The 22,436-nt window shown below is 67.1% G+C and carries 18 protein-coding genes, 1 tRNA gene and 1 pseudogene; 7 read left to right on the top strand and 13 right to left on the bottom strand.

Annotated elements, in window-relative coordinates; genetic code table 11:
* Positions 1 to 4 precede the first annotated feature (4 nt).
* The gene (locus tag DDE10_RS03170; RefSeq protein ID WP_114951240.1) at positions 5 to 1,528 is read left to right on the top strand and encodes a tryptophan halogenase family protein; all 1,524 of its coding nucleotides are present in this window, start codon (positions 5 to 7) and stop codon (positions 1,526 to 1,528) included.
* A complete protein-coding gene (locus DDE10_RS03165) occupies positions 1,525 to 2,976 on the top strand; it encodes a tryptophan 7-halogenase (protein ID WP_114951239.1) in 1,452 nt (483 codons plus the stop codon). The genes DDE10_RS03170 and DDE10_RS03165 overlap by 4 nt, the downstream gene beginning before the upstream one ends.
* Positions 2,977 to 2,995: 19 nt before the next feature.
* On the opposite strand, the gene DDE10_RS03160 is transcribed toward DDE10_RS03165, so the two are convergent.
* Together DDE10_RS03160 and DDE10_RS03155 are read right to left on the bottom strand one after the other, a co-directional pair.
* Entirely contained in the window at positions 2,996 to 4,237 is a 1,242-nt protein-coding gene (locus DDE10_RS03160; protein WP_114951238.1) for a glycoside hydrolase family 172 protein, read from the bottom strand.
* A complete protein-coding gene (locus tag DDE10_RS03155; RefSeq protein WP_114951237.1) occupies positions 4,234 to 5,259 on the bottom strand; it encodes a glycoside hydrolase family 43 protein in 1,026 nt (341 codons plus the stop codon). Before DDE10_RS03155 ends, DDE10_RS03160 begins: the two co-directional genes overlap by 4 nt.
* A gap of 131 nt (positions 5,260 to 5,390) precedes the next feature.
* Between DDE10_RS03155 and DDE10_RS03150 the strand changes: the two genes are divergently transcribed.
* Positions 5,391 to 6,449: an aldose epimerase family protein gene (locus DDE10_RS03150; RefSeq protein ID WP_114951236.1), complete on the top strand. Its 1,059-nt coding sequence runs from the start codon at positions 5,391 to 5,393 to the stop codon at positions 6,447 to 6,449.
* 15 nt (positions 6,450 to 6,464) lie between these two features.
* On the opposite strand, the gene DDE10_RS03145 is transcribed toward DDE10_RS03150, so the two are convergent.
* The 11 genes and pseudogenes from DDE10_RS03145 to DDE10_RS03095 all read right to left on the bottom strand — a co-directional run bounded on the left by DDE10_RS03145 (position 6,465) and on the right by DDE10_RS03095 (position 16,855).
* Positions 6,465 to 7,211, bottom strand: a complete 747-nt coding sequence (locus DDE10_RS03145; protein ID WP_114951235.1) for a FadR/GntR family transcriptional regulator — start codon at positions 7,209 to 7,211, stop codon at positions 6,465 to 6,467.
* Between the two features lie 170 nt (positions 7,212 to 7,381).
* The gene (locus tag DDE10_RS03140; RefSeq protein ID WP_162806245.1) at positions 7,382 to 8,029 is read right to left on the bottom strand and encodes an HdeD family acid-resistance protein; all 648 of its coding nucleotides are present in this window, start codon (positions 8,027 to 8,029) and stop codon (positions 7,382 to 7,384) included.
* Positions 8,030 to 8,334: 305 nt separating this feature from the next.
* Positions 8,335 to 9,102, bottom strand: coding sequence for a nucleoside triphosphate pyrophosphohydrolase (gene mazG, locus DDE10_RS03135; protein WP_114951233.1), 768 nt, complete (start codon positions 9,100 to 9,102; stop codon positions 8,335 to 8,337).
* Between the two features lie 72 nt (positions 9,103 to 9,174).
* Positions 9,175 to 9,771, bottom strand: coding sequence for a retropepsin-like aspartic protease family protein (locus tag DDE10_RS03130; RefSeq protein WP_114951232.1), 597 nt, complete (start codon positions 9,769 to 9,771; stop codon positions 9,175 to 9,177).
* Positions 9,768 to 10,532 (bottom strand): MBL fold metallo-hydrolase, encoded by a 765-nt coding sequence (locus DDE10_RS03125; RefSeq protein ID WP_114951231.1) that lies wholly within the window; start codon positions 10,530 to 10,532, stop codon positions 9,768 to 9,770. Before DDE10_RS03125 ends, DDE10_RS03130 begins: the two co-directional genes overlap by 4 nt.
* 12 nt (positions 10,533 to 10,544) lie before the next feature.
* The gene (locus DDE10_RS03120; RefSeq protein ID WP_114951230.1) at positions 10,545 to 11,321 is read right to left on the bottom strand and encodes a TatD family hydrolase; all 777 of its coding nucleotides are present in this window, start codon (positions 11,319 to 11,321) and stop codon (positions 10,545 to 10,547) included.
* 20 nt (positions 11,322 to 11,341) lie between these two features.
* A pseudogene (gene metG / locus DDE10_RS03115) lies at positions 11,342 to 12,934 on the bottom strand (methionine--tRNA ligase); the annotation flags it as partial.
* Between the two features lie 30 nt (positions 12,935 to 12,964).
* Entirely contained in the window at positions 12,965 to 13,951 is a 987-nt protein-coding gene (locus DDE10_RS03110) for a DNA polymerase III subunit delta' (RefSeq protein ID WP_114951228.1), read from the bottom strand.
* On the bottom strand, positions 13,948 to 14,565 hold the full coding sequence (gene tmk, locus DDE10_RS03105) for a dTMP kinase (RefSeq protein WP_114951227.1): 618 nt from the start codon (positions 14,563 to 14,565) through the stop codon (positions 13,948 to 13,950). The genes DDE10_RS03110 and tmk overlap by 4 nt, the downstream gene beginning before the upstream one ends.
* Complete coding sequence (locus tag DDE10_RS03100) at positions 14,562 to 15,737, bottom strand: D-alanyl-D-alanine carboxypeptidase family protein (RefSeq protein WP_114951226.1); 1,176 nt, start codon at positions 15,735 to 15,737, stop codon at positions 14,562 to 14,564. The genes tmk and DDE10_RS03100 overlap by 4 nt, the downstream gene beginning before the upstream one ends.
* Before the next feature lie 23 nt (positions 15,738 to 15,760).
* On the bottom strand, positions 15,761 to 16,855 hold the full coding sequence (locus tag DDE10_RS03095; protein ID WP_284734412.1) for a lytic murein transglycosylase: 1,095 nt from the start codon (positions 16,853 to 16,855) through the stop codon (positions 15,761 to 15,763).
* Positions 16,856 to 17,075: 220 nt separating this feature from the next.
* Here DDE10_RS03095 and DDE10_RS03090 point away from each other — a divergent pair.
* The 4 genes from DDE10_RS03090 to DDE10_RS03075 all read left to right on the top strand — a co-directional run bounded on the left by DDE10_RS03090 (position 17,076) and on the right by DDE10_RS03075 (position 22,433).
* Positions 17,076 to 17,165: transfer RNA gene (locus DDE10_RS03090), tRNA-Ser, on the top strand.
* Between the two features lie 407 nt (positions 17,166 to 17,572).
* The gene (locus DDE10_RS03085) at positions 17,573 to 18,058 is read left to right on the top strand and encodes a YfiR/HmsC family protein (RefSeq protein WP_162806243.1); all 486 of its coding nucleotides are present in this window, start codon (positions 17,573 to 17,575) and stop codon (positions 18,056 to 18,058) included.
* A gap of 2 nt (positions 18,059 to 18,060) precedes the next feature.
* Entirely contained in the window at positions 18,061 to 20,118 is a 2,058-nt protein-coding gene (locus DDE10_RS03080; RefSeq protein WP_114951223.1) for a TonB-dependent receptor plug domain-containing protein, read from the top strand.
* Positions 20,118 to 22,433 (top strand): response regulator, encoded by a 2,316-nt coding sequence (locus DDE10_RS03075; protein ID WP_114951222.1) that lies wholly within the window; start codon positions 20,118 to 20,120, stop codon positions 22,431 to 22,433. Before DDE10_RS03080 ends, DDE10_RS03075 begins: the two co-directional genes overlap by 1 nt.
* Positions 22,434 to 22,436: the final 3 nt, after the last annotated feature.

The raw sequence follows: 22,436 nt of genomic DNA, 5'->3' as shown, positions 1-22,436 counted from the left end.
CGCGATGACAGGGCAGGCGTCGGAACACAGGACCCGCGTCGTCATCGTCGGCGGCGGCACCGCCGGCTGGATGACGGCCGCGGCTCTTGTCCGTCGTCTCCCCCACGCCTGCACCGTCCGGCTGGTCGAGTCGACCGAGATCGGGATCGTCGGCGTCGGCGAGGCGACCCTCCCGCACCTGCGCGCCTTCATCGAGATGCTCGGCATAGACGAGGCCGAGTTCATGCGGACGACCCAGGCCACCTACAAGCTCGGCATCGAGTTTCGCGACTTCGGCCGCATCGGCGAGCGCTATCTGCATCCCTTCGGCAGCTTCGGGACGCCGCTCAACGGCGTGCCCTTCCACCATTATTGGCTGAGGATGCGGGCTGCCGGCCGCCAGGACAGCTTCTTCGACTACTCGATCGCCAACGTCATGGCGGCAACGAAGCGCTTCGCGCCGCCTTCGGTCGATACCGGTTCGATCCTGTCCAGCTACGCTTATGCTTACCAGTTCGACGCGACCCTGTTCGCGCCGTACCTGCGCGACTATGCCCTCGCCCGCGGCGCCGTCCGCACCGAAGGCAAGGTCGTTGCCGTCGAGCGCGATGCCGCGAGCGGGGACGTTGCCGCCCTAGCGCTCGAGAGTGGCGAGCGGATCGAAGGCGACCTGTTCGTCGATTGCTCGGGCTTTCGCGCCCTCCTCATCGGCGAGAGCCTCCATTCAGACTGGGAGGATTGGTCGCGCTGGCTCCCCTGCGACCGCGCCGTCGCCATGCCCTGCGCGTCGCCGACCGGCGGGATCGAGCCCCTGACCCGTGCCACGGCGATGGGCGCCGGCTGGCGCTGGCGCATTCCGCTCCGTCACCGGGTCGGCAATGGCTATGTCTATTCCTCCGCCCACATCGGCGACGACGAGGCGGCCGCCGCTCTGACCGCCGCGGTCGAGGGCGAGCCCTTGGCCGACCCGCGCCTGCTTCGCTTCCGTGCCGGCCGCCGCACCCGCAGCTGGCACGGCAACGTCGTCGCGATCGGCCTCGCGTCCGGGTTTCTGGAGCCACTCGAATCCACCAGCCTCTATCTTGCCCAGGGCGCGATCGAGCAGCTCGTCGCCTTGTTCCCGATCGGCGGCCGCGTCGCCGACGCCGATCGGGACGAGTTCAACGAGGTCGTCGACTGGGAATATGACCGCATCCGCGATTTCCTGATCCTCCATTATCACGCGACGAGCCGGACGGATTCGGCCTTCTGGGACCATGTCCGGACCATGGCGGTGCCCGATTCGCTCCAGGAGAAGATCGAGCTGTTCCAAGTCGCCGGGCGGCTGGTCCGCTACACGCGCGGTCTCTTCCTCGAGCCGAGCTGGCTCGCCGTCTTCCTCGGCCAAGGCATCGTCCCGGCGAGTTGGGACCAGCGCGCCGAGGCGGTGGGCGAGGGGCCGCTCTCCGCTGCCCTCGACCGATTGCGCGGACGAATCGCAGAGGCGGTGGACAGGCTGCCCGATCATGCCGGCTTCCTTCGCGGTCCCGCGTGGGGCGGTGCCGCATGATCCGCCGCGACCGCGCCATCCGTTCGATCTGCGTCGTCGGCACCGGAATCGTCGGCCTTTCCGCTGGACTTGCCTTCGCGCGGGCGCTGCCCGGGATCGAAGTTACCCTGATCGAGTCGCCGGCCGATCCAGCGGCCCTGGCGGACCGATCGCCGGCGACGCTCCCGACCATCCATCTGTTCCACGCGGCGATCGGCTTGGACGAGCTCGATCTCATCCGCAGCGAGATCGCCCGTCATCGGCTGGGGGTCCGCTTCGAGGGCTGGCCGCCCGGCAAGCCGGCCTGGTCGCACGTCTTCGGAGACCATGGTCTCCCGGTGGACCGCATCCCGTTCCATCAACTTTGGCGGCGGCTTGAGGCGGCCGGAAAGGCACGGCCTTATCATCTCTATTCGGCCGCCGGCGCCCTCGCCGAAGCCGGCAAGTTCGTTCATCCCAGCGAAGACCCGGCCTCGCCATTCTCCCACTTCCTCTACGGTCTCTCCCTCGATCCGCAGGCCTATCGCCGCCGGTTGGCCGAGGCGGCTGCCGGTCTGCCGCGTTTTGCCGCCACCGGCTGGCAGGTCGAGCCTCGTGCCGACGGCGGCATGGCGGCGCTCGCACTGGACGGAGGGCAGCGGGTCGAGGCGGACCTGTTCGTCGACTGCACCGGTCCGAAGGCCGGTTTGCTGACAGCGGTCGGCGCGAGATTCGAGCCGTGGGACCAGTGGCTGCCCGGCGGACGCATCGTTTTCACCGAAGCGGCGTCGGCGGCGCCCTTGCCGGTGGACCTTATTCGCGCCGGATCGGACGGCTGGACCGCCGAATATCGGTTGCCGTCGCGCACATTGCACCTGTCGATGCACGATTTCAGCGCGCCGGACGGCGAGAGGGCAGGGGCGGCCTTCCGTCCCGGCCGCCGCCCCGAGCCGTGGATCCGCAACGTTCTTGCGCTGGGCGACGCGGCCGTGGCGCTCGATCCGCTCCACGGCGCGCCGCTTCATCTTGCCCAGGCGATGATCCTGCGCGCCATCGACCTGCTTCCCGGTCGAGACTGCCATCCGCTCGAGATCGCCGAGTTCAACCGCAGGACCGACCAGGAGGTGCTGCGGATCCTCGATTTCCAGACGCTCTTCTATCTACGCTCCGGCCGCACCGAGCCCTTCTGGGCCCGGATCGCCGAGGCCGCGCCGCCGCCTGGCCTCGGGCGCACGCTCGAGCAGTTCGCCCGGCGAGGTCGGTTGCCCTTCTTCGAGGAGGAGACGTTCGGGGACCAGGCCTGGGCGGCCGCGTTGCTCGGCCTGGGACTGCGGCCGGATGCGATCGACCCAGTCGCCGGCGGACCGGCGCTGGGACCGGTGGCCGATCATTCCGCGGCGCTGGCCGCGCGGCTGCAGGCGACGGTCGCCCGTTTTCCCGATTATCCGCGGCTGCTCGACCGCCTGCGCGCGACGCGCCGGCGCAGCTGACCGTGCGACACCGCCCCGCTCAGGGTTGCGCGGGCGGCGAAGGCGGTCGCAGGTCCGCGAGCCGCTCCGCCGCCGATGCGATCGGCGGCAGGCCGTTCTCGGGCCGATCCAGGTAGAAATAGGCGACGGCGGCGACGTCGTCGCTACGATAGTAATTGGTATGGCCATCGGGAAGCGACGGGTCCGACAGCGGCACGGGCGGCTGCCGCGTCAGCAGCTGCTGAAAATTGCTCCTGGAGCCGGGATCGATCGTCACCGGGATGAGCGGAGCACCGGCGCGCTGCAGGTCGAGCACGATATTCTTGCGGGCGCCGCCCATTTGCTGGAGCGCGACCTCGATCCCTTCGGCGAAGAAGATCGGATCGGGCACGTGGAACCGGTAGAAGGTCCAGCGGCCGCCGCCCTGCCAGGTCGCGACCGGCGCGCCCTGGTAGCGATTGACATAGGCGCCTTGGCCCCAGGCCGTGCCGATATAATCCTCGGTCCCGGTGCCGACCAGGGAGGCATGCTCGCCATCCTCGTCGAGGAAGATCTTCACTTCGCCTTCGCCCCACCAGGTGTCGCGATAGACAGGGTTGGTGAGGACGGTGACGCTTGCGCCGAGGAAGCGGCCGCGTCCTCTGATCCGGGGCAGGATCCGAAAGTCCCGCCCTAGGGTGGTCGCGCGGTCGCGGCTCCACCAGGCGTGGAAATAGAGAGCATCCTCGCTCTGCCTCTCCAGCCGGCGGAAATTGATGTCGTAGAAGATCAGGTTGACCTGGCGCGGCAATTCGTTGGTCACGACGATGCGTGCGCCCCGGCGGAAGGGCATCGGCAGGTAGGAGACGAAGGATCGACCTTCGGGGCTCGAGAGCAGCGCCGTCTCCATCGGCACCATCTCGCCGGCGCCATGAAGGAAGAAATCCCCCAGCGGGACCGAGACCGCCGGGCTACGGGCGCCGTCCCAGAAGATCTCGAGCTTGAGACCGCGTAGCGCGTCGGGGGCGCGATCCTCGATCGTCATCCACAGGCGGTCGATCGTGCCGGCGCCCTCGATGTCCGCGAGGACGAGCGACTGACCGACCGGGATGGTCTCGAAGGCATGCCCCTTGGCGCCGCGATTCTCCTGGCCGCCCGCGCCGGGCGTCGCCGCAGGATTTTCCGGGCTTGCCCAACGCGGAGACTCTCCCGCCCTGTACTCGTAGAGAGGGGATCCGTCGGTCTGTGCCGCCACGCCGGCGGAGGGCAGGAGTGCGAGCCACAGCCAGGCGAGACGGATCATCCATTCTCTCCCGGCCGCAGGCTTGGCGCGATCCGCGGCGTGTCGCCGTCCCAGCCGAGCGGCGCGATGTACATGTAGCGACGATTGTCGAAGCGCCGGCAGCCCCGCGTCGCGGCCCAGGCGTGGAATGAGATGAAATGGCGCCCGCCCAACTCGAACACGCTCTGATGGCCGGGCCCCGACAGACAGCCGGCCTCGCGGTCATTGTAGCTGTGCAGGATGGGATTCTCGGCGGCGTCGGTGCAGGGGCCCACCGGCCCGGAGCAGCGGGCATAGCCGATCGAATAGGGCGACAGGCGCTGATGGGTCTCCCAGCCGAAATGGTTGGCCGAGAAGAAGAGGATATAGCTGTCGCCTCGGCGGACCATCGTCGGCGCCTCGATCACATGCGCTTCCCAGTCGGTGTCGTTGCGCAGCAGCGCCACCGGATCGCCGATGACCTGGAGCCCGTCCGGCGACAGCCGCTGGACGAAGATGTCGGTCGGCAGTCCGAATCGCGGGTTGTTCCCGTCATTCTTGTAATAGAGGTAGAGCTGGCCGTCGGCATCGCGAAAGGCATGGGAATCGATCGTGCCGCCGGTCTCGGCCTGGCAGAGAACCGGCTCGGTCGCCTCGGAGACGAACGGCCCGAGCGGATCCGCGCTGAAGGCCGCGCCCAGGCACTGCAATTCGGACCGCCGGTCCTTGGCGGTGAAGTGGAGGACGAAGCCGTTCTCCACGGCGATCACCTCCGGGGCCCAGGTGAACCCCTCGCGCGCCCAGGGCGGGAGCGTCGGCATGGCGTCGTGGAGGCTTCCGTCCCGCTCGATCAGCTGCCAGTCGACGAGGTTGGTGGAGCGTGCCATCTGGACGTTGGCGCGGTGGCCCTGCGCGTTGGTCGCATAGGCCAGGAATGCGCCATCGTGCGGCAGGACGAAGGGGTCAGGAAAGTCGGTGCTGAAGACGGGGACGAAGGGCGGCTCGGCTTGGGCTGAATTTGCACCGGCCAGCAGGGCCAAGGCGAGCAGGAGAAGCTTTCGCACGATAAACTCCGATCGGCAGGTGCCCGGCGTCGGGACGCTGGCCCTGGTTTCAGGAGTCTATTATCATATTAAATGAGGATCGAAAGGGTGAGGGTGAAGATGGAAGGAAGGACGGCGCAAGGCACGGGCCGATGCTGAAGAGAGAGGTTTTCGGCACCGTCGACGGTGAGCCGGTGGAGCTCATCACGCTCTCGAACCGCCTCGGCATGCAAGTCGTCCTGCTGACCTACGGCGCCTCGATCCGCGCCGTGCACGTGCCGGATCGGGAGGGGAGGCTCGGCGATGTCGCGCTCGCTCCTGCCACGTGGCAGGACTATCTCGACAAGCCGCAATATTTCGGGCCGACGGTCGGGCGGGTGGCCAACCGCATCGCCGGCGGCCGCTTCGTCCTCGACGGCGTCGAGTATCGCGTGCCGGTGAATAACGGCCCGAACAGCCTGCATGGCGGAAGCCGCGGCTTCGACAAGGTGAATTGGGCGATCGTCGCCGAGGGACCGGGCGCCATGGTGACCCTGCGTCACGTGAGCCTCGACGGCGACCAGGGATTTCCCGGGGAATTGAAGGTAACCGCCACCTATCGGCTCGACGAGGCGGAGAATCGCCTCTCGCTCGACTATGCCGCCACTACCGACCGGCCGACGATCGTCAATCTTTCGAGCCACGCTTACTGGAATCTTGCCGGCGACGGCGCCGCTGCCGGCGCAATGGGCCATCGGCTGACCATGAAGTCGGACCATTATCTGCCCACCGACGCCAGCTCGATTCCGACCGGAGAGATCAGGCCGGTGGCGGGCACCGCCTTCGATTTTCGGGAACCGACAGAGATCGGCGCCCGCGTCCGCGACGGCAGCGACGAGCAGATCCGATTCGGTCGCGGCTACGATCACAATTGGGTGGTCGACCGCGACATCGCGGCCGAGCCCCGTCTGATGGCGCGGCTCGAGGACCCGGCGAGCGGCCGGGTAATGGAGCTCCTTTCCGATCAGCCGGGCCTGCAATTCTATTCCGGCAACTTCTTCGACGCCGGGACGGTGGGGAAGGCGGGTCGCCTCTATCGGATGGGCGACGGCGTCGCGCTCGAGCCGCAGATGTTCCCGGACACGCCGAACCAGCCCGCCTTCGGGTCGATCAGGCTCGCACCCGGTGGATCCTATCGCAACCGCATGGTCTGGCGTTTCTCCGCGCGGTGACCGCAAGCAGGCCTGTCAGCGACCGGCAACGGCCTTTCTCGGCTCCGGCTCAGGGGCGGCGGCTTCGGGCTGCGCGCTCGCCTCGTCGATCAGGCTCAGCACGTCGGCGATGAGCTTGCGCATGGCGGCGGCGGCGCGTTCGCCGTCGCCCTCTCTTATCGCGGCGAGCACGGCGCCGTGCTCGGCGATGTCGGCCGAGCGGCCGACGAAGCGATTGGTGAACTGGATCGACGTGTGCAGCGCGGTCCGGACCATCTCCTCGAACTGATGGAAGAAGGGATTGCCGGTGGCGTGGAGGATGGCGATGTGGAACTGGACGTCGGCCTCGAGCGGGTCGTCCTCGCCGGCCGCCGCGGCCTCCATCCGGCGGAAGCCCTCCTCGATCCCCGCGATCGCCTCGCCCGCGCCGATCCCGGCGGCAATCGCCGCGGCGGTCGGCTCGATGCCCAGCCGAAGCTGCGAGAAATGACGGAGCAGGTCGAGCGAGAATTTCCGTTGCAGCTGCCAGCGAAGCACGTCGGGGTCGAGCAGGTTCCACTTGTCGGGCGGTTCGACCACCGTTCCCAGCCTCGGCCGCGCGCTGAGCAGCCCCTTGGCGGAAAGCATCTTCACCGCCTCGCGGGTCACAGAGCGGCTGAGCCCGTAGGTCTTGGCCAGCTCGGCCTCGGTCGGAAAGCCCTCGTCATAGGCCCCGCCGACGATGGCGCGGCCCAGACTCTCCTGGAGGTCGTAGGTCAGGTTTCGTCCGGTGGGCGTACGCATGTCCGTCTCCGTGGGCGCCCGCAGCCGCCGTCGAGCGCATCCTATCCTCTGCGTCGGCGAAGGGAAGCGGCGAGAGCGGCTCATTGCCGGGGAGGGGCGGCGATCGCACGCCTCGCCCCCCTCGTCGCGGTCTCGCTCCGACGAGGGGTGGGGGACGTCGGACTTGGCGTTCAGCCTGGGAGAGGCGATGCGGCGCGATCGGGTTCGGGGTCGCGCCGGACGCTCAACGCGATCGAGACCAGGGCCACGCCTTCCATGATCAGCTCGATGGCGACGAACAGGCCGATCACCCACTGCCAGGACCGCCTCCAGGCGATCTGGGCTTCGGGCGATGCCAGGACTTCCGGCGAGGGCGGAAGGACGAGCTGATAGATGTAGAAGCCAAGGCCGATCGAAACGAGGCCGGTCGCGAGGATCACGATCTGCAATCCGCGATGGCCGCGCAGGCGGAAGGCCGACACCACGCGTACAAGGCCGGTGACCATCAGCGAGACGGCGATCACGAGCGTCAGCCAGAAAGCCGAAAAGGCCGGCATGAAGGCGAGCATCGCGCCGAACGCGATATAGACCAGTCCGACGATGACGTGCCAGATCAGCCCGGACCATTTCTTGTGGTGGAACGCGTCGAGGAGCTGGCCGAGGCCGGCAACCGCAGCGAGAATGCCGATCCAGAACAGGATGATGTTGGTAAGGGCGTAGGTCATGCCGAGGCCGATCACGCCGAGGACGATCATCAGCGCCCCCACCAGGAGCAGCCATCCTCGATTGACGCCCGCCACGGCGGTTGAAAGTCCCGGAGCGAAGGAAGAGCCGTTCATCTCATTTTCCTCCTGCTGGACGGTTTCGCGAGAGCGCGCTCGCGCCCGCATCAGGTCGGCCCCGCCGCGGCCGGTTGAGAACCTCCGGCGGTCCCGTCGGCGTTGCCATCCTTTCCCGACGGACGTGGCCGATGTCGTGGGGTCCGAGGCCGTGTGTCCCTAAGGCATCCAATCATTCTCCGGCCTGCGCGGATATCCGGGTAAGTACCGATCTTGGCGACACGGCGCGTGCTCGCGAAGGGTGCGGCGACGGCTGCCCCGGACTAAGAGGGCCGGTTCCAAGGCTCGCCTTCACTCAGCCGAACTCACACCATTGTCTTGGCCTCCTGCCAGAGCGCTTCCAGCTCTTCTATATCCATGTCTTTCAAGGACTTGATAGCTATCTTTTCCACCTGACGGAAACGCCGCTCGAACCGGGCCGTCGCCTCGCGAAGCGCCGTTTCGGGATTGACGTCAAGGTGGCGAGCGAAGTTGACGACGGCGAACAGCAGGTCGCCGACCTCGGCCGCGCGCTCCTCGTCGGTCTCGGCACGCTCGATCTCCCCCAGCTCCTCGTCGATCTTGAGGCGAGGTCCTTCCTGGTCCGGCCAGTCGAAGCCGACCCGCGCCGCGCGTCGCTGAATCTTCTCGGCGCGCTTGAGCGCGGGGAGGGCGAGCGCCACGCCGGCCAACGCGCTGCGATCCTCGTCGGCGACGCGCTCGGCCGCCTTGAGCGTCTCCCAGCCGGGACTTTGGGCCGCGTCGCCGAAGATGTGCGGATGACGGCGGACCATCTTGGCGGCAATGGCGGCGATGACGTCGCCGAGCCCGAAGGCGCCGAGCTCCTCGGCGATCCGGGCGTGGTAGACGACCTGGAGCTGGAGATCGCCGAGCTCGTCCTTCAGCGCCGCCATGTCGCCGCGCCGGATCGCATCGTCCACCTCATAGGCTTCCTCGATCGTGTAAGGCGAGATCGTCTCGAAGGTCTGCTCGCGGTCCCATTCGCAGCCGTTCACCGGATCGCGCAGGCGCGCCATGATCGCCGCCAGCTCGGCGAGGGCGGTCGAGGCCGAGGGGCTCTGTGCGCTAGGCATGCAAAAGTCCGATAATATACATTATGTAAAATCCGGATGGATCGGCAGGGCTGGAAAAGGCCCCCTTGCCGGTCACGATCGCATCACCAGCGTGCGCCCTTCGACGCTCCAGCTCGACAGGCTCGACAGGAAATTCATGCCGATCACGTTCATGTCGCCGAAGGCATCGGAGATATGGACGCCGACGTCCCGACGCTCGATCGTTCCGACCTTGAGCGTATCCGCGCGTCCTCGATCGACCATGACGATGCCGTTCGCGGTCCGCACCATCGCCTGGAAGCCCGTGCCCGGCGCGATGCCGACGCGGTCAGCGGTCTCGCGCGACAGGCTGGTCGTGGTGGCGCCGCTGTCGATCAGGAAGCGCACGGGCTCGCCATTCACCTCCGCGGTAACCCAGAAATGCCCGTCGGGCGCCTGCCGAATCCTTATCTCGCCGCCGGCGGTCTGCTCGACGCCGCCGCGGGTCTCGAGCAGCAGTCGGTTGCCGAGGGCCAGGAACTCGTCCTTCATCGTGAAGATGATGAAGGCGGCTGCGAAGATCAGCACCCATCCCGCCAGCATCTTCAGGCCCTGGGCCAGCGGGATCCGCCGCACGACCAAAGCGCTGCCGACGAGGACGAGGACGCCGAGGAGATAGAGGACGTGAACGGCTTGATCGCCGTCGCTCACAGGACGATCTCCTGATTGTCGTAGCCCGGCTCGACCCCCGCGGGCAGTTCGCCGAGCAGGCTGCGATAGTCCATGCTGTTGTCCATATGAGTCAAGATCGCCCGGCCCGGCCGAAGCCGTTCGATCCAGCCCAGCGCCTGCGCGAGATGGGGATGGGTCGGGTGCGGACGGCGCCGGAGCGTATCGATGACCCAGACGTCGACGCCTTGGAACAGTGAGGCCATGTCGTCGGTTAAGAGATTGAAATCGGTAGAATATCCGATGGACTTCCCACCGGCTTCGAAGCGCAGGCCCGCGCTGGTGATGGCGCCGTGCGGCTGGTCGGCGACGTCGATCGCGATCGGTCCGACGTCGAGCCTGTCGGGTAGCAGCCGGCCATCGACCATCGGCGGATAGCCGCCTTTCCCCTCGAACGCATAAGCGAAGCGGCTCGAGATCGTGTCCAGCGTCGCCTGGCGCGCATAGCCCGGGACCGGACCGCCGCGGTTGATGTAGATCCCGCGCAGATCGTCGATGCCGTGGCAATGATCGGCATGGTCGTGGGTCCAGATCACCGCATCCACCGTCGCCACCGCTGCATCGAGCAGCTGGTCGCGAAGGTCGGGACCGGTGTCGACGAGGACCTTCGTTTCCTCATGCTCGACCAGGATGGAGACCCGGCGGCGGCGGTTGCGCGGCTCGGCCGGATCGCAGGCACCCCAGTCGTTGCCGACCCTGGGCACGCCGAAGGACGTGCCGCAGCCGAGGATGCGCAGCCTAATGCCGACCTCCGCTCATATCCCCGCCTTGGTGAAGAGGCGTCTGAAATTGGCGCTGGTCGCCTCGGCGAGTGCCTCGATCGGCTCCCCGCGCAGCTCGGCGAGGAAGCGGGCCGTATCGGCGACGAAGGCGGGCTCGCACGGCCGCCCCCGATGCGGGACCGGAGCGAGGAAGGGCGAGTCGGTTTCGATGAGCAGCCGGTCCAGGGGCACGTCCCGCGCCGTCTCCTGGAGGTCGCGGGCATTCTTGAAGGTGACGATGCCCGAGATCGAAATGGAGAGACCGAGCGCGAGCATGCGTTCGGAAAAGGCGCGGCTGCCGGTGAAGCAGTGGATGAGAGCCGGAAAGGCCCCCTTCCCCATCTCCTCCTCCAGGATCGCGGCGCTGTCCTCTTCGGCGTCCCGGCTGTGGATGATGAGCGGCAGCTGCGTCTCGCGCGACGCGGCGATATGCGCCCGGAAGCTCTGCCGCTGCCGCTCGCGATCGCTATGGTCGTAATAGTAATCGAGCCCGGTCTCGCCGATGCCGATCACCTTGGGATGCGCCGCCTTGGCGACCAGGGTCTCGGCGTGGACATCGGGATGGAGATCGGCCTCGTGCGGGTGGATGCCGACCGACGCCATGACGTCATCCTCGCGCTCGGCGGTGCCGATCACGTCGTCCCATTCGCTGGCCCGGGTCGAGATGTTGAGCATCGCCTCAACCCCGGCGGCGCGGGCGCGGGCGAGCACGCCGGGCTGGTCGTCGACCAGGCCCTTATAGTTGAGGTGGCAATGGCTATCGACGAACATGTCTTCTCACCTGCTCCCGCTCAATTTCCCGCCGGCGCCTCGAGCCGCGGGAATATCGGCGCCGGCGCGGCCAGCCTGAAGCCCGAAGCGGCCAGCCGCTCATAGCTGCCGCCATCCTCCAGCGCGGCGAAGTCGCGTTCCCCTGCCGGAACGCCCATCGCATCGAGCAGCTTCGCGGAGGCGTCGGGGATGACCGGGGCGATGGCGACGGCGAGGTCGCGAATGGCGACGAACAAAGCGGCGAGCACGGCCTTCATCCGTTCCGGATCGCTCTTGCGCAGCGTCCACGGCGCCTGGCTGTCGATATATTGGTTGCAGGCGAACACCGCCTTCAGCCAGCCTTCGATCCCCTGCGACAGCTGCAGGCTCTCGAAATGCGCCGGAAGATCGCGGCGCGTCACGTCCGCGACCAGGGCCAGCAGCGCTTCGTCGGCGGGATCGCTCCTACCGTCCGTCGGTAGAACGCCGTCGCAATTCTTTGCGATGAAAGACAAAGTCCTTTGCGCCAGATTGCCGAAGCTGTTCGCAAGATCGGCATTGACCCGGTTGACGATCGCTTCCGGGCTGTAGCTGCCGTCCTGGCCGAACGTGACCTCGCGCAGCAGGAAATAGCGGAGCGGATCGACACCAAAGGCATTGGCGAGATCGTCCGGGTCGACGACGTTGCCGACCGATTTCGACATCTTCTCGCCGCGCGACAACAGCCAGCCATGGCCGAACACCTGCCTGGGCAGCGGCAGGCCCGCCGACATCAGAAAGGCGGGCCAGTAAACGGCGTGGAAGCGCACCACGTCCTTGCCGATGACGTGGAGATCGGCCGGCCAGAATTGTTCCCAGCTCGCTCCGCCCTCCGGATAGCCGATCCCGGTCAGGTAGTTGGTGAGCGCGTCGAGCCAGACATACATGACGTGATCGTCGCTGCCCGGCACCTTCACGCCCCAGTCGAAGCTGGTCCTCGAGATGGACAGATCCGACAGCCCGCCCTCGACGAAACGGAGCACCTCGTTGCGGCGGCTCTCGGGGCGGATGAAGTCGGGATGGTCGCGATAGTGCTGGAGCAGCCGGTCCTGATAGGCGGAGAGCCGGAAGAACCAGCTTTCCTCGACGGTCCAGTCGACCGGGGTGCCCTGGGGCGACAATTTCTCGCCGCTGTCCGCCTCGATCAGCTCCTTCTCGTCATAATAGGCCTCGTCGCGGACCGAGTACCAGCCCTCGTAGCGACCGAGATAGATGTCGCCGCGATCGGCCATCGCCTGCCACAGCGTCTGGCTGGCCTTGTGATGACCCGGCTCGGTGGTGCGGATGAATCGATCGAACGAGATGTTCAATCTCTCGTCCATCGCCTTGAACTGCGCCGACATTTCCTCGGCGAAGGCCGCCGGCGTGACGTCCCGCTCGCGCGCCGCCTGGGCCATCTTCAGGCCGTGCTCGTCGGTGCCGGTCAGGAAGAACACTTCCTTGCCGCGCATCCGCTGGAAGCGCGCGATCGCATCGGTCGCGATCGCCTCATAAGCATGGCCGATATGCGGCCGCCCGTTGGGATAGCTGATGGCGGTGGTGACGTAGAAGCGATCTGGCATGGCCGTGGCGACTAGCCGGGTTCGAAAGGGGGCGCAACAAAGCCACTTGCCAGGGACCGGCGATCAGGCGGCGCGGCGTTCCCCCTCGTGCGCGAGCGCCGCGAGCATCCCGCCCAGCTCGAACACCGTGCTCTGGACGTCGAGCGACAGGCGCCGCGCGCTGCCTGCGAGCCCGCTCGCACGCTCCCACAAAGCCAGCGCTTCGGCGAGCGCCGGACCGCGGCGCTGCTTCGCCATCGCCGCGATCAGCGACGGCGTTCGCGCGAGGAAGGCCTCGTAGCGCGGCTGCGCCGCCTTCCCGCTGAGCGCCGAAGCGAGCGCCGCCCGCTTGGCATTTGTCGGATCCCCCTCCTCCACCAGCGCGCGCATCGCCCGGTCGAGCGAGTCGATGTCGAGGCCGCGATAGGCGATCGCCCGTCCCGGTGCCCCCTCCCCCACGGCGACGAGGCCGGCAATCTCGGCCTCGTCGGCATCAGGCAAGGCGGCGCGCAGCGCCGACGCCATGACGTCATGGCCGAGCGGCGCCAGCCGCAATACCCGGCAGCGCGAGCGGATCGTCGGCAGCAGCCGCTCGGGTGCGTGGCTGACCAGCAGGAAAACGGTGCTCGGCGGCGGCTCCTCGAGATTCTTGAGCAGGGCGTTGGCGGCGTTGCGCTCGAGATCGTCGATCGAGTCGATAACCACCACGCGCCACGGCGACAGCGAAGATGTCGTCGCGAACAGGCGCTGCAGGCCGCGCACCTGGTCGACGCTGATGCTGCGCGCGAGTTCGGTGCCACCATCCTTGGTCAGCCGCTCCAGCCGCATCAGGTCGGGATGGCTGCCGGCGGCGGCGAGGCGCGCCGCGGGATGATCGTCGGGCACGTCCAAGCCGGTGCCGTGCAACGGCCCCGCCCCTTGCGCCAGCACCCGCAGCGCCGCCTTGTCGGCGAAAAGCGCCTTGCCGATGCCTTCGGCGCCGGCGATCAGCCAGGCATGGTGCAGCCGCCCGGCATCGAGGGCGGCGCGAAAGGCGGCGACGGCGTCGTCATGGCCGTAGAGCGGGGTCACAACAGATCCTCGAGGGCGCCGAGCAGACGCGCCGTCACCTGCTTCACGGCCCCGGACGCGTCGATCAGCCGGACGCGGTCGGGTTCGTCGGCGGCGATCTTCCGGAAGGCGGCGTCGACGGCGCGGTGATAGTCCGCCGAGCGTCCTCCGATCCGGTCGCTGCGGTGGTCGTCCCGGGCAAGCGCGCGCTCGATGCCTTCGGGAAGCACGAGAACCAGGGTACGATCCGGAAAACATTCGCCGATCCCGAAGCCGTTGATCGACCGCACCGCCTCCAGGCCGAGCCGACCGGCACCGCCCTGATAGGCCAGCGAGCTGTCGACGAAGCGATCGCTCAGGACCCACGAGCCGCTCTGCAGCGAGGGGCGGATGACCTTGTCGACATGATCGGCGCGGGCAGCCGCGAAAAGCAGGGCTTCCGCTTCGGCGCCCCAGCGATCGTCGGTGCCGTCCAGCAACAATCGGCGTATCGCCTCCGCCCCCGGGCTGCCGCCTGGCTCCCTCGTCTCGACCAGTTCGAGGCCGCGCTCGCGCAGAGCCGCCGCCAACGCCCTGACCTGGGTCGACTTGCCGACGCCCTCCCCGCCCTCGAGCGTGACGAAGCGGCCGATCACGCCAGGCCGAACAGATGCTTGAAGCCCGTCCAGATCCTGCCGAAGAAGCCTGCCTCGCCGATCGCCTCGGCAGCATGGAGCGGAGTCACCTGCGCCGGCATGTCGCCTGCCTGGACGACGAGGTCGGCGATATGCTGTCCCTGGGCGATCGGCGCCTTGACCGGCCCCTGGTAGACGATCCGGGCGCGGACATCCTGGCCGAGACCCGCCGGATACGTGACGGCGACCGCACGCGGCGCGACCAGCCCGACGGCCGCTTCGCTGCCCTGCTGGACCCGCGCCTCGCCGATGCGCTCGCCGGCATCGAGCAAGGGGCGCGACTGCCAGGCGCGGAAGCCCCAGTCCATGAACCGCACCGATTCGTTGGCGCGGCCGTTGAAGCTGTCGAGCCCGGCGACGACCATGACGATCCGCCGTCCGTCCTGCTCCGCCGACCCGGTGAAGCCGTAGCCCGCTTCTGCGGTATGGCCGGTCTTGAGTCCGTCGGCCCCGGCGACTCGGCCGAGCAGCGGATTGCGGTTGGCCTGGGTGATCGGCTGATTGCCGCCCATCGTGCGGCCCCAGGTGAATTCCCGAACCCCGTAATAGGCGCGATAGAGCCGCGGATGATTCCGGATCGTCGCGGCGGCAAGCGTCACGAGATCCCGGGCGGTGGTAAAGGTGACGCCATTGTCGGGCCAGCCGACCGGATTGCCCCAGTTCGAGTTGCGCAGGCCCAGCTCGCGCGACTCCCGGTTCATCAAGGCGACGAAGGCGGCCTCGGTGCCGGAGATGCACTCGGCAAGAACCACGGTCGCGTCATTGCCGGAAAGGGTGACGATCCCATGCAGCAGGTTCTCGACGCTCACTTGCTCGCCCGGCGACAGGAACATCGTCGATCCGGCCTCGGGCCCGTGCCAGCGCTGCCATGTCTCCGGCCGGACGGTACACATCCGGTTCGGCTGCAATTCGCCGCTGTCGATCAGCTCGAAGGCGACATGGGTGGTCATCATCTTGGCCATCGACGCCGGCGGGATGCGGCGATCGGCGTCCTTGGCGTAGAGCACCGCGCCCGAAGACAGGTCGAGCATGTAGGCGATCGGCGCCGGCGTTTCGAACGGCGGCGCCGCGGCCGCGGCCGGGAGGCTCAACCCTGCAAGAAAAAGAGCGATCGTCAGGGGCTTGCGCGTCATCTCTCTGTCAAAACCTCGATACTTCAGCGGGATACCGAATCGGCGAGCAGGCCGACGGTCAACGCGTAGAAGTTCGAGCAATTATAGTCGAGGATGGTGCGGTAATTGGTGGTGAGAAGATAGGCGGTCCGCCCCGGACCGTCGGGCTCGAGCAGGCTCGCCAGCGTACCGTCGGGCAGGCTGTTGGCGACGCCACGCCGGCGCCATTCTGCGGCGGATAGCCAGCGGCTGTGGCGCTCGTGCACCCGCGGGCAGCGCGGGGACTGCAGACGGGTGGCAATGGCGGCGCGGTCGAAGCCGGCGGGCACGCTGACCGCCACGCCCCAGGGGATTCCGGGGCGCCAACCGGCGCTGCGCAGATAGTTGGCGATCGAAGCGAGTGCGTCGAGATGGCTGCGCCAGATATCGGCGCGGCCGTCGCCGTCGCCGTCGACGCCGAGCCGGATATAGACGCTCGGCAGGAACTGGGACTGGCCGGTGGCGCCCGCCCAGCTGCCGACCAGCTGCGAGCGTGGGAAGCCCCGGTCCATCATCTTCAAGGTGGCGATGAACTCGCCCGTGAACAGGTCCCGCCGCCGGCCCTCGTAGGCGAGGCTCGCGAGCGAGTTCAGCAGGTCGAAGTCCCCGGTGATGCTGCCGAAGCTCGTCTCCTTGCCCCAGATGGCGACGAGCACCGACGGCGGCACGCCGTAGCGCCGGCCGATATCGTTGAGCCGCGCCGCATTCTCGGCGTAGCGCGAGCGGCCGCGGCTGGTCAGGGTCGGGGTGACGTGTCGCGCGAGATAGGGCGCGAATGCGGGGATCGCGCTCGAGCCGGCGGCGCCGCCGGGCTGGGCCCGATCGAGCTCGATCGTACGCGACGAGAAGGTGAGCGTCGGGAAGACGCGGTCGAGCGTTGCGCGGCTTACTCCGGCGCGCTGCGCCTCCGCCCGCAATTGCGGAAGGAAGGCCTGAAAGCCGGCCTGGCTGAGGCCGCTGCCCGACCCCTGCGCCTGCGCGGCCGCCTCGACCTCCACCTTGACCGGGCCCTCGCCGGATCCGCCTGGTTCGAAACGCGCGGCGGGCACGCCGATCACCAGCAGTGCCGATGCCACGATCAAAAGCTTACGCATGCTCATCCTCATCTGTCTTCGGCCTATATGGCAGGAGCTTGACCGGACGTGAAGGCGGGCGATCCCAGCGCGAACCGGCGATTTTTTGCAGCGCCTTGCCGCTGGGGACGAAGATGGCGTGCGCGCCCGAGCTTATGGTCGCGAAGGAAGGTCAGCCGGCCGCCTCGACGGCATAAGCCATCCCTCTTTGACATTTTTGGCGCCCCGGCGCTATCGCGACGCGCCCGGAGAGGTGGCCGAGTGGTTTAAGGCAGCGGTCTTGAAAACCGCCGTGGGTGCAAGCTCACCGTGGGTTCGAATCCCACCCTCTCCGCCAATCCGCGGCAAACACCCATGCCGAGCGTTCGCCGCAGTCGATGCCGCCGTGCCGGCGGTCTTTTCGGTCGACCCGCCATGGACCGGACGACCTTAGGGAACGCGCCGGGCCTACCCATCAGAGCCGGTGTGCAAGGAGATAGGAGGAGCCTTCGGCCACGTCTCGGCTTCACCCGGTCGATGCAAGGCCTCGTGCGCCGTCGGGCCGATCCATTCACGACCACGAGCCTTGGCCTCGCGAAGAACCGTCGCGGCGCGGCCCGGCACGTAAGTAGATATACCTAGACTAAGTCGCACTGAAATTTAGATTTTCTTCGTTAGCAATCGGGCTGCCAGTAGACACCAATCTCGGAGCCCGGGACGGCCGTGATACACTTTCGACTGCTCATCGCGTCCGCTGTGCTCGTCATGCCGACCCTCACAAGCAGCGCGGCCGCCCAACGCTCGGACAACACGATCCAGGTTCTAGGCCGTGCGCTCTCCTTTCTCGTTCCTCCCTTCTCGGGCTCGATCACGGTAGCCATCGTCTACGAGCCGGGCAATCAGGCTTCCGTCGCCGAGGCCGAGGCGATGCAGCGTGCGCTCCGCTCCGGGATAAGGGCCGGTGGAGTCACCCTGCGGCCGCGGATGGTGGCCTCGAACGCCTTGGCCCAGCTCGACGGCGCCCGCGTGGCGTTCGTCACGCGCGGCATCAATTATGGCCGGGTCTCTGCGGCTGCTGGACCGCGGTCCATCCTCACCGTCAGCTCCGATCGTCGCTGCGCGACCTCGGGCCAATGCGTCATGTCGATCAGCTCGGGGGGGAGGATCCAGATCCTCGTCAGCCGAGCGGCCGCCCGAGCCGCCAATCTTAGATTCAATACGAGCTTTCTCATGCTCGTCACGGAGGTTTGAAGATGCGCCGCACGTTTCCTCTGGGAGGAACCCGCCACTGGAGAGCGGCGCTGCTGGCATCGGCCGCGATCAGCGTCGCAGGGACGGCACGAGCGCAGGAGCTCGATCACCAAGGGCTCCAGGATCTCTTCGGCGAATCCGTGACGACGAGCGTCACCGGCCAGCCGCAACGGGCGTCCGACGCCCCTGCGGCGCTCCTCATCATCACGCGAGACGACATCAGGCGATCGCCCGCGCGCGATCTCGTCGATCTTCTGCGCGCCTATGCCGGCATCGACGTCTCCCGCTGGACGGCCAATCAGTCGGACGTCGCCGTGCGCGGCGGGGTGCAGCCGTTCAATCCCCGGCTGCTCGTCCTCGTCAATGGCCGCCAGGTCTATCTCGACCATTATGGGATGACCAACTGGGGCTCGATCGGCGTCGAGCTGGACGAGATCCAGCAGATCGAAGTCGTCAAGGGGCCGAACAGCGCCCTTTTCGGCTTCAACGCGGTTTCCGGGGTGATCAACATCGTCACCGTCAACCCGCTGACGACGCAGCGCGTCACGGCCTCGGCCGATATCGGCACCGAAGGCTATGCCCGCCTCTCCGGTTCCGCGGCCTTTGCGCTCGGCAGCGACTTCGGCGTCCGGCTCTCCGCCGGCTATAGTCGCTGGGACGAGCTGGACGCACTTGCGCGCTCCCCGCTCGCTCCTGCCAGCGATGCCGCCGAAGACCCGTTGCGGCTCCAGGTCGCGGGCGAGGTTTACGGCCAGCTCGGCGTTGGGACCCAGGCCGTGCTGAGCGGCCACTATTCCGAAACCCGGAGCAACGATTTCCTCCACGTCCTCCAGCTCAACCCGTCGCGCCAGAGGTTCCATGCGTTCGGCGGTCGCATCTCGCACGACCTCGGCTGGGGCGTTCTCGCGGCGACGGCCTACCGGAACGCGTCGGACATTCGGGGGCCGATCAGCTTCCCTCCGTTCGGTCTTCACTTGGACAATGAAGTCACCGTCCTGTCCTCGAAGCTCGTCGTCCCGGCGGGAACGTCCAACACCTTCGGGATCGGCACCGAATATCGGCACAACCGCCTGACGCAGCAGCCGGGCTATCCGGGGGCGACCGCCTATGACCTGTTGGCGGTCAGCGGCATGTGGGAGACCGCTCCGACCGAAGCGCTGACTCTCACCCTGGCGGGACGAGTCGATCATCTGCAGCTTCGGCAGATTGGCATCGTCGACCAGCCGACGATCTTCGACAAGACAGATTTCCGCCGATCGATCACCGAGTGGAGCCTCAATAGCGCTCTTCATTACCAGGTCGACGAATCGACGGCCTTGCGCCTGGTCGTCGCTCGTGGACTGCAGGCCCCTTCCCTGTTCGCCTTGGCCTCGCGCTTCGTGATCCCCACCCCGCTCCTGCCGGTGGTGGTCGCGGGCGACCCGTCGTTGAGCCCGTCAATCGTCTGGAGCGGCGAGATCGGGCTGTCGCACAGGATCGAGGCCGCGCAGATCCAGCTCGACGTGAACGCCTTCTTCAACCGTTCGGCCCACATCATGAGCACGCCGGCGGGCCAGATGCCGCCCCGCGCGACACCGCCCCAATATCCGTTCATCTTCTTCGACTTCGACAATGTGGGAAGCTTCCGCGCCCTCGGCATCGAGGCATCCGCGGCTCACCGGGGCGATAACGGCCTCTCCTGGCTCCTCGACTATACCTGGACCGAGTCCAGCCAGGAGCCGGCGCGACAATTCCAGGGCATACAGCTGCCGCTGGCGCTCGATCGCGCGACGCCCGAGCACAAGGCCAGGGTCCAGCTCAGCTATGAGCGGGGCCCTTGGCTGGGCACGGTCGCTGCGCGCTATAATTCCGCCACGTCGCAGGTCATCGCGCAGGGCTCGGGCTTGGAGCTCACGCGGCTTTCGCAAAGCCTCGCGGTCGACGCCAAGCTCGCCCTTCAGGTCGGCAGGAGCCTCAGCTTGGAGCTGAGCGGCGAGAATCTGACCGATGCCGCCTCCGTCGATCTGTCTCCTGTCCCGTCCGAGCGTCGCTTCTGGGCGACGGTGCGAGCGACGTTCTGATGCCGACCTTCATCGCAGCGGCGCCTGCGCTCGATGCCGCACGTCGCGTGCGTCGATTCTCGGATTGGCCGCTCATCGCCAAGTTCGGGGTCACGCCGGCGGTCGCGGTGCTGTTGCTGTTGGTCATGGCCGTGGTCCAGGTTTCTGCGCTGAGGAACGTCCAGGGGCACACCGACTATATCGTCCAGGTGGCGATGCCGGAGGCCGCTCGGCTGTCGGAGATCGCCGCCCGTTTCGAGACGGCCGACGCGGAGCTTGCCAGGCTCTTCATCAACGAGGCGGCCAATCCCGGCGCCGGCGATGTCGCCGCGCAAGCCGCCCGCATCAGGACGGATCTGGAGCATATCAGCGCGGACCTCGCCCGGCTCGAAGACAGCGATATCGGGCGGGCGAACCTGACTCAGCTCAAGGACGTCAGGACGAAGGTCGACGAATATTCCGCGACGGTGGACGTGGTCACGTCGATGCTCGGCGTGAACTTCGCCAGCGCGGCAATGATGCTCGAGCCGTTCCGCGAGAATGCGAAGCTTGTGTCGACGCGGATCGGCCAGATCGCCCAGCATGGCACGAACGAGGCTGCCCGTCGCGCCGAAGCCGTTCGTGCCCACGTGCTGGCGGTCGTCACCATCTTCAGCATACTCGCGCTTCTGGCCCTCCCCGCCATTGGCGCTGTCACCTTCATGGTCGGTTCGGCAACGGTGCGATCGATCCGAAAGATCGCCGACGCGACGTCGCGACTCGCCAACGCCGATTACGGAATCGAGATCACAAGTCTCGCGCGCCGCGACGAGTTGGGCGCGGTGGTGAAGGCTCTCGAAACCTTCAGGAACCAGGCATTGGAAGCCCAGCGCCTCGGCCGCGTCGAGCAGCAGAGCCGGGAGTTGGAGATTGCCAAGACCGCTGCGGAGACGGCCAGCCGAGCCAAGTCCGAATTTCTCGCCAATATGAGCCACGAGCTTCGCACCCCGCTCAACGCCATTCTCGGCTACGCGCAGCTGCTCGAACGGGACGGGGCGCTCGGCGAGAGGCAAACGATGGCGGCGCGCACCATCCACCAGAGCGGCTCTCACTTGCTCACGCTGATCACGGACATACTCGATCTGTCGAAGATCGAGGCCGGAAAGTTCGAGCTGTGTCCGGCCCCGATCAGCCTGCGTCCCTTCCTCCAGGGCATTGCCGACATGGTGAGAGTGCGAACCGAGGAGAAAGGGCTCGATTTCGACTGCAGCCTTCCGCAGGATCTCCCCGCCTATGTGACCGCCGACGAGAAGAGGCTGCGCCAGGTCCTGATCAACCTGCTGGGCAACGCGATCAAGTTCACCAGCTATGGGCAGGTCCGGCTGGAAGTCCAATCCCTTGCTACCGGAAGCGCGACCGCCACTCTGCGGTTCGCCGTCGCCGATAGCGGCGTCGGCATCGCCGAGGAGGAGCTGAAGTTCATCTTCCGCCGCTTCGAGCAGGTAGGCGACGCCGAACGGCGATCGGCCGGAACCGGCTTGGGCCTGAACATCAGCGGTCAGCTCATCGGGCTCATGAACAGCAAGATCCAGGTGTCCAGCCGGCTCGGTGAGGGCAGCCGCTTCTGGTTCGACGTCGAGTTTCCCCTGTCGTCCGTCGGCGATGACACGCCAGCCAACGCCCCGGATAGGATCACGGGCTATTCCGGCCGGCCGCGGACCATCCTCGTGGTCGACGACACGCAAGCGAACCGCGCCTATTTGGCGGACTCGCTCGGCCAGCTCGGGTTCCGGGTCAGCGAAGCCGAGAATGGACTCGATGGAGTCGAGCAGGCGCAGGCCCTGCAGCCGGACCTGATCCTCATGGACATCAGGATGCCTGTGATGGACGGCTTCGAGGCGACGCAAAAGATCCGCGAGCTGGAGTCCCTGAAATCGGTTCCGATCATCGTGATCTCGGCCAGCGCGACCCAGGACGTTCAGACTCGAAGCCTCGCCGCCGGGGCCAACGCATTCCTGACCAAGCCGGTCGAATATGACGACCTCGTCAAGGCCCTGGTCCAGCACCTCCGAATCAAGTGGGTCAGCAAGGGCGACGAAGAGGACAAGGCGGATCCCGGCCCGGATGCCGAAGAGATCGTCGAGATTCCCGAAGACCAGATCGAGTCACTGATGAAGATTGCGCTTTCGGGAAATATGAAAGCCATACGGAGGCAGGCTGATCACCTCAAGGAAATCGACGAAAGCTACCGTCCATTCGCTGACAAGATCCAGCAACTCGCAAGGACATACCAGTCATCAACGATTCTCAGCTTGATTGAGAAACATTCGAAGAAGAAGCAGATCGTCGAGCCATGAGCG

This window comes from Sphingosinicella terrae (genome assembly GCF_003347635.1).
Lineage (GTDB): Bacteria > Pseudomonadota > Alphaproteobacteria > Sphingomonadales > Sphingomonadaceae > Allosphingosinicella > Allosphingosinicella terrae.
This window is presented reverse-complemented; position numbering and strand designations above follow the sequence as displayed.

Bases quoted from the DNA above. Each gene is read 5' to 3' on its own strand.
- DDE10_RS03165 (WP_114951239.1), top strand. From the start codon at position 1,525: ATGATCCGCCGCGACCGCGCCATCCGTTCGATCTGCGTCGTCGGCACC.
- DDE10_RS03095 (WP_284734412.1), bottom strand. From the start codon at position 16,855: ATGAGCATGCGTAAGCTTTTGATCGTGGCATCGGCACTGCTGGTGATC.
- DDE10_RS03100 (WP_114951226.1), bottom strand. From the start codon at position 15,737: ATGACGCGCAAGCCCCTGACGATCGCTCTTTTTCTTGCAGGGTTGAGC.
- DDE10_RS03075 (WP_114951222.1), top strand. From the start codon at position 20,118: ATGCCGACCTTCATCGCAGCGGCGCCTGCGCTCGATGCCGCACGTCGC.
- DDE10_RS03145 (WP_114951235.1), bottom strand. From the start codon at position 7,211: ATGCGTACGCCCACCGGACGAAACCTGACCTACGACCTCCAGGAGAGT.
- DDE10_RS03080 (WP_114951223.1), top strand. From the start codon at position 18,061: ATGCGCCGCACGTTTCCTCTGGGAGGAACCCGCCACTGGAGAGCGGCG.
- DDE10_RS03120 (WP_114951230.1), bottom strand. From the start codon at position 11,321: ATGTTCGTCGATAGCCATTGCCACCTCAACTATAAGGGCCTGGTCGAC.
- mazG (WP_114951233.1), bottom strand. From the start codon at position 9,102: ATGCCTAGCGCACAGAGCCCCTCGGCCTCGACCGCCCTCGCCGAGCTG.
- DDE10_RS03170 (WP_114951240.1), top strand. From the start codon at position 5: ATGACAGGGCAGGCGTCGGAACACAGGACCCGCGTCGTCATCGTCGGC.
- DDE10_RS03150 (WP_114951236.1), top strand. From the start codon at position 5,391: ATGCTGAAGAGAGAGGTTTTCGGCACCGTCGACGGTGAGCCGGTGGAG.
- DDE10_RS03160 (WP_114951238.1), bottom strand. From the start codon at position 4,237: ATGATCCGTCTCGCCTGGCTGTGGCTCGCACTCCTGCCCTCCGCCGGC.
- DDE10_RS03140 (WP_162806245.1), bottom strand. From the start codon at position 8,029: ATGAACGGCTCTTCCTTCGCTCCGGGACTTTCAACCGCCGTGGCGGGC.
- DDE10_RS03085 (WP_162806243.1), top strand. From the start codon at position 17,573: ATGCCGACCCTCACAAGCAGCGCGGCCGCCCAACGCTCGGACAACACG.